This window comes from Collinsella sp. CLA-AA-H167, from assembly GCF_040095305.1.
Classification (GTDB): domain Bacteria; phylum Actinomycetota; class Coriobacteriia; order Coriobacteriales; family Coriobacteriaceae; genus Collinsella.
The window spans coordinates 134,181-142,942 of sequence record NZ_JBBNGA010000006.1; the positions used below are offsets into that span (position 1 = coordinate 134,181).

The 8,762-nt window shown below is 60.8% G+C and carries 5 protein-coding genes; 4 read left to right on the forward strand and 1 reads right to left on the reverse strand.

The features are described 5' to 3' along the window. Positions 1-798: a DUF4931 domain-containing protein gene (locus AAAT03_RS05685; RefSeq protein ID WP_349102814.1), complete on the forward strand. Its 798-nt coding sequence runs from the start codon at positions 1-3 to the stop codon at positions 796-798. A gap of 30 nt (positions 799-828) precedes the next feature. Here the strand turns inward: AAAT03_RS05685 and AAAT03_RS05690 are convergent, their stop codons facing one another. After that, on the reverse strand, positions 829-1,827 hold the full coding sequence (locus AAAT03_RS05690) for a bile acid:sodium symporter family protein (protein WP_349102815.1): 999 nt from the start codon (positions 1,825-1,827) through the stop codon (positions 829-831). A gap of 276 nt (positions 1,828-2,103) precedes the next feature. Here AAAT03_RS05690 and recJ point away from each other — a divergent pair, with 276 nt between their 5' ends. From recJ to AAAT03_RS05705, 3 genes are all read left to right on the forward strand, one after another. Continuing rightward, a complete protein-coding gene (gene recJ / locus AAAT03_RS05695; protein ID WP_118267833.1) occupies positions 2,104-5,391 on the forward strand; it encodes a single-stranded-DNA-specific exonuclease RecJ in 3,288 nt (1,095 codons plus the stop codon). Positions 5,392-5,406: 15 nt separating this feature from the next. After that, entirely contained in the window at positions 5,407-7,767 is a 2,361-nt protein-coding gene (locus tag AAAT03_RS05700) for a bifunctional (p)ppGpp synthetase/guanosine-3',5'-bis(diphosphate) 3'-pyrophosphohydrolase (protein ID WP_349102816.1), read from the forward strand. Between the two features lie 84 nt (positions 7,768-7,851). Continuing rightward, positions 7,852-8,535, forward strand: a complete 684-nt coding sequence (locus AAAT03_RS05705; RefSeq protein ID WP_349102817.1) for an MBL fold metallo-hydrolase — start codon at positions 7,852-7,854, stop codon at positions 8,533-8,535. Positions 8,536-8,762: the final 227 nt, after the last annotated feature.

Below are 8,762 nucleotides of genomic sequence, written 5' to 3' on the forward strand. Positions count from 1 at the left end.
GTGGCGCTGGTATTCGATGTTCAGCGGGCGAACGGTAAGCCCGACGACAACCGTCGTCCCGGCACCGCGTGCCCCTTTTGCGATACCGAGGAACTCGCCAATATCATCCGGCGCGACGGTGACTGCATCTGGCTCGAGAATAAGTTCAAGACCCTGCGCGCCACCCGTCAAACCGTGCTGATCGAGTCGGCCGATCACGATGCCGACCTGGTGATCTATGAGCCGGATGAACTCCACCATGTGATGCGGTTTGCCCTGGGTTGCTGGCAGCAGATGATCGATTCACAGCAGTATCGCAGCGTTCTCATGTACAAGAACGAGGGTCCGCTCTCGGGTGGTAGTCTCGTTCATCCGCACATGCAGATTGTGGGTTTGGAGCAGGAAGACGGCTACACTTCGCTGACTTCTGCCAATTTCGAAGGCATCAATGTCTGGCAACAGGGGAGAATCGCGGTCAACATCTCAACCGAACCGATCATGGGATTCTTTGAGGTCAACGTCTCGGCTCCACAGGGAATCGCCGCCAGCGACGACGCCCGCGACCAAGCCGAAGCGGACCTGTTTGCCGATGCGATTCAGGTGGCCCTGCGCTATATTCTGCACGAGCACCACGGCGGCCGCGCGGAGTCGTACAACTTGTTCTTCTACCACATGGACGGCCGGACCATTGCCAAGGCGCTTCCGCGTTGGGTGGTTTCGCCCTACTTTGTCGGCTATCGTTTGGCCCAGGTTAATGCCGAGACCACGCTCGATATCGATGCTGATCGCCTGCGTGCGCATCTGGAAACGCTCGTATAGCAAGACTAACACCCGCGTAATGCGGACAGTCTAGCGTCCCATGGCGTCGCGGCCGGCCTCGACGCGCTTGCGCTGGGCGGCGCGCTCCTCGCCGGTCAGTCGCTCAAAGAGATGTCCGATAACCGAGGCGAGCACCTGCTGAAACAGCGTTCCGCACATGACGGGAAACACGACCTCGCCGGGAAAATACTGCGTGGCGATGACGGCGCCCGAAGAGATATTGCGCATGCCGCAGGTAAAGCACATGGTGGTCGTCTCGCTATACGGCAGGTGCAACGCGCGGGCGACCAGAATGCCGACGACAAAGCCGCTGATGGCGAAGGTCAAAATAAAGAGGGCAACTTCCAGGCGCACCGCATTCATGTGTAGCACGTACTCGCTCATGGCGGTGGAGTTGGAGGCGATGACACCCATCATCATAAACTTGCAGGCGGGCGAAAGCGCGGGGGAGAGTTTCTCGTGTCCCCATCCGCGCGTGAACTCGTTGATCACGATGCCGAGCACGGCGGGGATGGCGATCATAAAGGCCATGTTCTGCATCATGCCCGTAACATCGATTGCAACGGTGGCACCCAGCAGGAGCTTAAGCGTGAGCGGAATCGTGACGGGCGAGATGACCGAGGACGTCAGGATGATGGTGAGCGCGAGCGGGCCGTTGCCGCCGAACATACTGATCCACATAAAGGCGGTGACTGCCACGGGTACGCTGTACTCGAGCACGATGCCGCAGACAAGGTTGGGGTTGGAGCCAAAGAATAACGATCCCATGGCATAGGCTGCGATAGGGATAAGCACCGCCGAGACGAGTAACGCCAAGACCAGGTGCAGCGGACGGCGGAACACCTCGGTTACCTGGTGAAAGGTGTTGCTGAGCGCACCCTGAAACGTCATAAAGGCAAACAGGGTGGGAACGATGGGCTTGAGTACGCCAATCTGTTGGGGAAAGAGCACGCCGAGCGCCACGCAAATCGGAACGATGACCTGCATGTGCCCCGCGAGAAACTTGCCCAGTCCAACCCATTGCTTCATATGCGCTTGTGACTCCCTTTGCCCGTGAATCCGTTTTGAATGGATATGCTAGACGCTCGCATGCGTCCGTGCGTCAGAAACGCTCGAATATTTCGAGGCTATTACCGGCATCGTTTACCGAAACCGCGGCGTGCTGCGGCGATTTGCGTCTGCTCTGCACGGTATAATAAATCCGTTCAACAGATCTGCCTGCCGAAGCGGGCATACACAGAGGACTCATCGCCATGAACCGTGAGAGGTATCGCGGCGACCTGCCCCTATCGGGGGTGGGCGCCTATGTCATCGCTTAAGACGACGCATCGCTGGGCGGTCGCTCGGCAAAACCCCGAGCTCGAAAAGGAGCTTTCGGCTGGCTTGGGCATACCCGGGCTGGTGGCGCGCATTATGGTCGCGCACGGCATTACATCCATCGAAGAAGGCCAACTGTTTTTGACGCCTTCGCTCGATCGCGACTGGGCGGACCCGCTCGTTATTCCGGGCATGGCGGTCGTCGCCGACCGCGTTGAGCGTGCTATTCACAGCCACGAGCGCATCGCCGTCTTTGGCGATTTTGACGTCGACGGCATTACGTCGACTTGTCTGTTGACCGAGGCGCTACGTTCGTTTGGCGCCAACGTCACGCCGTTTATCCCGCATCGCTTTGACGAGGGCTACGGCCTGTCGCGTGCGGCGCTCGACCGCGTCAACGAGCTCGCCCAACCCAACCTGATTGTGACCGTCGATAACGGTATTGCCGCCAAGGAAGAGGTTTCCTATCTGGAGAGCCTGGGGATCGATTTGGTGGTCACGGACCATCACGAGCCCTCCGACCAGGTGCCGCAGGGCGTGCCCTTGACCGACCCCAAGCTCGAGGACGAGGGTCCCTCGCGTGAGCTTGCCGGTGCCGGCGTGGCACTCAAGCTGGTGCAGGTTCTGGGCGAGCGTTTGGGCAAGCCGTCGTATTGGCGTTCGCTGATAGAGGTCGCGGCGCTGGGCACCGTGTCCGACATGATGCCGCTCACGCCCGAGAACCGCGCGTTGGTCGCCGAGGGCATCCAGCAGATGCGCGTGACGGCTCGTCCCGGCTACATCGCGCTGGCAGCGCTCGCCAAGGCCGACCTCTCTAGCATTACGGCCGATGGCCTGTCGTTTTCGCTCATTCCCCGCTTGAACGCCGCCGGTCGCATGGCCGATCCCAAGCTGGCGCTCGACCTGCTGCTTGCCCGCGATCCTATCGAGGCAAGCGCGCTGGCGGCCGAGCTCGAGGAGATCAACCGTCAGCGCCGCGAGATCGAAGCGGAGCTCACACGCGACGCCATGGCAAAGGTCGAGGAGACTTATGATGGCGGTCGCGCAATCGTCGTGGGTGGCGAGGGCTGGCACGAGGGCGTCAAGGGTATCGTAGCGAGCCGTCTGACCAACCGTTATCACGTGCCGGCGCTGCTCTTTTCGATCGAGGACGGCGTTGCACGCGGATCGGGCCGCTCGGTGGGCAAGGTCAACCTGTTCGATGCCGTAGAGCGCTGCTCGGATCTGCTGATTCGCCGCGGCGGGCATGCGGGTGCGGTGGGCGTGACCATCGAGGCGTCCAAGCTCGACGAGTTCCGTCGTCGCCTTTCGGCCGTGCTATCGGAGCTTCCCGCCGATGACTTTGAGGACACTGACGAGGTTGCCGCCACCGTTGACCTCTCCGAGCTAAATATCGAGACTATCGAGCAGATTTCTCGTCTTGAGCCGTTTGGCCAGGGCAATAAGGTGCCGCTGTTGGCGGCCGAGGGCGTGACGATGTGCGATCGCGCCGTGGTGGGCAAAACCGGCGAGCACATGCGCTTTGTGGCGACTGATGGCGCCGCGAGTGTGCCGGCCATCATGTTCCGCGTGCCGCAGATCGATAGGCTCATCAATTGCGACAGCGCCGTCGACTTGGTATTCGAGGCCGTGGCCGAGCATTGGCAGGGACGCGTGAAGCCCAAGCTCATGATCAAGGATGTCTTGGTGCGTGATACCACGGCGCCCAATATCGACGATCCGGCGTGCGAGCTTCGTCGCGGCGTGCAACCGGCGGACTTAGGCCCGCGCCTGGAGTCGCGTAAACGCGAGACGCTCGCCCAGCTTTCTTATACCGAGCTCACGCGCTCGCTTATCCATAGCTTTATCGGCTCGAACCAGCCACATCGCGCGCAGGTCGAGGCACTCGACGCGCTCGCCGACCACCAGAGCGTTTTGGCCGTTATGGGGACGGGACGTGGTAAGTCTCTGATTTTCCACGTGCACGCCGCACGCGAGGCGGTCCTTCGCGGTCGCGCGAGCATCTTTGTCTATCCGCTGCGCGCGCTCGTTGCCGACCAGGCCTATCATCTTTCATCGACGATGGCTGCGCTCGGCATTGGCGTGGGCGTGTTGACCGGCGAGACCGTGGAGGCAGCGCGCGATGACGTGTTTGCCGGCCTGGCTTCGGGCCGCACCGGCATCGTGCTCACGACGCCGGAGTTCCTGTCTATTCACCGAGACCGCTTTGCTCGCTCGGGTCGTATCGGGTTTGTCGTTATCGACGAGGCGCATCATGCCGGTCTTGCCAAGGGCGGCGACCGTAGCGCATACCTCGACATGCCCGACATCCTCAAGGCCCTGGGCGATCCGGTCGTTATGGCGGCGACGGCCACCGCGACGGCTCCGGTCGTGGCGGAGCTTGCCCGCGTGTTGCCGATTACCCGTACGGTGGTCGACGAGACCGTGCGCGAGAACTTGCGGCTCGAGGACGACCGCGATCTTGCGAGCCGCGAAAACCGCCTGGTGTCCATCGTCGCGACGGGGGAGAAGACCGTCATCTACGTCAACTCGCGTGATCAGTCCGTGGCGCTTGCCAAGACGCTACGCAAACGCGTTCCCGACTACGCGTCGCATATCGCCTTTTACAACGCGGGCCTTACGCGCACCGACCGCCATCGCGTAGAGGAGGCGTTTCGTGACGGATGCCTCAGCTGCATCGTCTCGACCTCTGCCTTTGGCGAGGGCGTCAACCTTCCCGATATTCGCCATGTCGTGCTCTACCACATGCCGTTTGGCGCGATTGAGTTTAACCAGATGAGCGGCCGCGCCGGTCGCGATGGCCAGCCCGCCGTGATCCACCTGCTCTATTCGTCGCGCGACGCCCGCATTAACGAGCGCCTACTCGACTGCTATGCGCCCGAGCGCGACGAGCTCGTCACGCTCTATCGCGCGCTGCAAACCATGTGGCGCTCCAACCGCGGCAAGACCGGGGACGATTCCTTTAGCGCGAGCGATATCGACATCGCGCAGATGTGCCTTGCCATCGATGCTCGCACGCCGGTCGACGAGCGCTCGGTGGAAAGTGGCCTGGGAATCTTCGAAGAGCTTGGTTTCTGTCGCGTTTCGGGGTTTGACGACACCCGTCGCATCGCGATGGCCGAAAACCCCGGCCGTGTGCAATTGAGCAGGTCAATTCGCTATTTGGAGGGGTTGCGTTCGCGCATGGAGTTCTCGGCTTTCCGGAGTTGGGCGCTCGATTCGTGCGCTTCTGATATGCTAGCCAAAGTTAACCGCCCGATCGTACCGCGGGCCTAGGGGAAGGGGACCTCGATGGATGCCGCAGCCCGTACCGCCCATGATTCCACCCTCCAGCCGTTCTCGGAGATGGAGCACTATAAGCATGCCGATGAGCTGCCGCCCGAGATTATGGCGGACAGCTACGACAAGCTGGAGCGCCTGTGCCTCAAATATATGAATGAGGACGACTTTTCTAAGGTGGAGCAGGCCTATTGCTTTGCTGCCGAGAAGCACTGCAACCAAAAGCGCCGCTCGGGTGAGATGTACATCAACCATCCCGTCGAGGTGGCCATCATTTTGGCCGATCTCAAGATGGACTGCGATGTGGTGTGCGCCGCGCTGCTGCACGATACCGTCGAGGATACCGAGACCTCGCTTGCTGATGTTTCCGGCCTGTTTGGCGATACGGTGGCCGAGCTCGTCGATGGCGTGACCAAGCTCACCAACATCGAAGTCGACAGCATGGACGAGAAACAGGCGCTCACGCTGCGAAAGATGTTCCTCGCCATGTCCAAGGACATCCGCGTCATCATCGTTAAGCTTGCCGACCGTCTGCACAACATGCGCACCCTTGCGGCCCTGCGTGAGGACCGTCGCCTGTTTAAGGCCCGCGAGACCATGGACGTGTATGCGCCCCTGGCCGACCGTCTGGGCATGAGCTCCATTAAATGGGAACTCGAGGACCTGTCCTTCTTCTACCTTGAACCCGACGCCTACCAGCGCATCGCACGCATGGTGGCGGAGTCGCGCGAGGTCCGTGAGCGCTATCTGGCCGAGACCATCAAGACACTCACCGACGAGCTCAACCGCATTGGCCTGGAGGACTTCCAGATCAACGGCCGTTCCAAGCACTATTGGTCCATCTACCAAAAGATGAAGCGCAAGGGCAAGGAATTTTCCGAGATCTACGACCTGGTGGCACTGCGCGTCATCACGCATTCGGTGCGCGATTGCTACTCCACGCTCGGTGCGGTGCATACGCTGTGGCACCCCATGCCCGGGCGCTTTAAAGACTATATCGCCATGCCCAAGGTCAATAACTACCAGTCGCTCCACACGACGGTTATCGGCCCCACGGCTCGTCCGCTCGAGATTCAGATTCGTACCTACGAGATGCACGAGCAGGCCGAGTACGGCATTGCCGCCCACTGGCTGTATAAGAAATCGGGCGGATCGTCTGCGTCTAAGACCAATGATGCCCAGCGTCTGGACGACCAGATTAACTGGCTCAAACATTCGCTCGATTGGGCTGCGTCTGACGAGATCACCGATGCCAAGGAATACCTACATTCGCTGAAGGTCGACCTCTTCGATCAGGAGATCTTCGTCTTTACGCCCAAGGGCGAGGTCATGGCGCTTCGTGCCGGCTCCACGCCGCTCGACTTTGCCTACGCCGTTCACACCGAGGTGGGAAACCACTGCGTCGGCGCTAAGATCAACGGTGCGGTGGCCCCGCTCACGCACGAGATCAAGACGGGCGATCGTGTCGAGATCCTGACCAACAAGAGTTCCAAGCCGTCGCGCGATTGGCTCAAGATCGTCAAGACACCTTCGGCCAAGTCAAAGATCCGCCGTTACTTCGCCGCCGCGACCAAAGACGATGACGCTGCTGCCGGCCGCGATATACTGGCCAAGGACCTGCGCAAGCGCGGGTATGGCATCTCTACGCCGCGATCCACGCGTGCGCTCAACGCCGTGGCGGAGCAGTTTAATTACAAGCAGCTCGAGGACCTGTTTGCCGCCGTCGGCGCCGGCAAGGTTGCCCCTCGCGCTGTGGGTAACAAGGTCGAGCAAATCTTGGACCCCAAGCCCGAGGAGCAGCTCTCCAAGGCCGAGGCTATTGCCGAGGTCGTCAAGCAGCCTGCCCGCGGTTCCAACCGCAAGCCGCAAAAGCGCGGCAAGAGCGCCAGCAACGGCATTATCGTCAAGGGCGAGAGCAACAGCGGCCTGCTGGTCCGTCTGGCGCATTGCTGCAATCCGGTGACGGGCGACGACATCGTCGGCTTCATCACGCGCGGTCGTGGCGTTTCGGTGCATCGCGCCAATTGCCCCAACGTCAAGGGTCTTATGGAGCATCCCGAGCGCATGATCGAAGTGGAGTGGGACGGCGCTGCCGACACCCTCTTCCAGGTCGAGATCGTGGTCGAGTGCCTGGACCGCATGGGCCTTCTCAAGGATGTCACCATTGCCATTGGCGATGCGGGCGGCAATATCCTTTCTGCCGCCACGTCGACCAACCGCGAGGGTATTGCAACCCTGCGCTTTATGGTCGAGATCTCGGACGCGAGTGGTCTGGATCCGCTGCTGGCTTCCATCAGCAGCGTCGATTCGGTCTACGATGCTCGCCGCCTGATGCCCGGCGAGGGTGGAGCCCAGCTCAAGCGCCGCGTTTAGTCGCGACGAACGTGCCACATTATCGATATTCGCTACACTCGAGGCATCGTTTGATGCCTCGAGTTCTATAGAGAGGAGAGGGACATGAGTGCTGTGCCCTTGGATTTAACTCCCAAGGGATCGGTCGAGATTGAGACGCTCGCAAACGGTCCCATTCAGACCAATAGCTATGCTGTTATTTCGGACAATGAGTGCGTGATTATCGACCCCGCATGGGAAGGCGAGCGTTTGGTGGAGCATATTCGAGCCGAGCATCCCGGCGTACGCGTGCTTGGCGCCGTATGCACTCATGGCCATGCTGATCATGTTGGTGGTGTTGCCGGCGTGCGAACCACCGTTGGCGAGGGCTGCCAGTATGAGCTGTGTGCTAAGGATGTGACGGTGCCGCATGCGAACATCGAGGAGCAGCGAGCTATGTGGGGCATTGAGACGCCCGACCCCGGGGAGCCGACGCGCCTGCTCGCCGAGGGCGATGCTATCGAGGTGGGCGATATCTGCCTGCAGGTGATCGAGACGCCGGGGCATACGCCGGGCGGGATCGTCTTGTTTGCTGCCACCGAGCAGGGGAACATTGCTTTTGTGGGCGACACCCTGTTTCCGGGTGGGCACGGCCGCACCGATCTTTCTGGAGGAGATGGGGCGGCTATTCTGCGCTCGCTCTCCAAGCTCGCCCGGCTTCTTCCGCCCGATACCGTTTGCCTAACCGGCCATGGCGATTCGACCACCATGGCACGCGAGCTCATGCAGAACCCTTTCATGCAGATGTAGCTTAATAGTCGGCTTTTGAAGCACGAGAAGCGTCCAAACGTCAAGCTATTTTCCCCAACGGGTTGATTCCGTAGGGCAAACGGTCAAAAAAGTCTGTTTGGGTTGATTTTCAATCTCAACGCAACAGTCTGAACGGACCCCGCGTTTCCGCAGCTAGCGCAACGCGGAAATAGCCCCCGGCACCTGGCTATCGCCTCGTTTCCGCAGGTGGAGAGGCTATGGAGGCC